We start from the raw sequence: 1,166 nt of genomic DNA on the forward strand, positions 1-1,166 counted from the left end.
CATATTGATTAAAAACAGAAGTATCCCTGCATAAAATCAAATAACCGTTTGCAGCAATTGCCACATCCCTAAAAGATATGGATTGAGCTCCTATATTCATGGCCCAACCTGAAAGATTTATCGAATATTTCGTTCTGTTATATAATTCCATATACTCAGCCTGGGGTAATCCGGCCGAAGGCTCCGGATCTGCCATGATTTCGTTGATCACTACATCAAAAGGCTGAGGCTTATACCAAAAAAAAGTCAAAACGGCAGGTTCGAGGGTATCTTTATTTGAATTGTACAATCCATGAACATAAAGAGAATATTGGTTTTTATGTATAAAACCAACATTAAATTTAAGATGTATCCTTGCAGGAATCTCTTTATCTATCCATACAGAATCCGGGGTATTCCCGGTTTCCTTCAATAGGTAACAGCTTTTCAGAAGTACATTTTTTGTATCGGGAACCTGCGAAAAGCATACGACCAGATGATTTTCTGAGAGAGGCCTTGCTTCAAGGGCTTCAAAAGGACAATATGAAAACATTTGGTTAGCAGGATCTTTAATGATATTCCCATTTTGATCGCTTAGATGGCTTATATTTAGGGTATGGGCTAAATTCTTTTCAAAGGGCTTTTCAAAACAAAGTAGAATCAGGGAAGCATCTGCAGTATCCTGCTTAACCACCGCGGGCTGTATAGAACCATTGATAAGATAATTCCCTGTATTTACGGCCGATTGATTAGAAATATATTCTGAAAAGCGGAGTTGTAAAGTCGTGTTATTCAGTACCTTCAACTCAATCAATTTGGGAGGAATAGTATCCAAAACAGGTAATCCGGCATAGAAATCATCAGCCCAAAGCTGGCCGGCACGGGAAGGAGTAAAAGTATACAATAACCCGCAATATCCGTTACTTTTGAAACTTGTATCAGACATACTGCCTGCTGTTAGAAGTTTTTGAAAATCACCGGACATATTATATTTTAAGGCCCACAATCCTTGAGAACTGCGGGTAACTTCAAGAGCAACAGTATCTGAAGCGTTCCAGTCAAAGTTGGCGTTAATTAAAGCACTCACGATATGTCCCTTCTCCATTTTCCAAAGGGTAAGCTTATCCGTAGTACCCGACAAGTTCACTCCGACAACATAACCCGTCAACTGCTTCCCGTCAAGATCA

1 protein-coding gene is annotated in these 1,166 nt (G+C 39.5%); it reads right to left on the reverse strand.

Features of this window, described 5'->3' with window-relative positions; all coding sequences use genetic code 11:
• The coding region (locus Q8907_17080; protein ID MDP4275984.1) for a lamin tail domain-containing protein at window positions 1-1,166 on the reverse strand (1,166 nt) is incomplete at both ends.

Source organism: Bacteroidota bacterium, assembly GCA_030706565.1.
Classification (GTDB): Bacteria; Bacteroidota; Bacteroidia; order Bacteroidales; family JAUZOH01; genus JAUZOH01.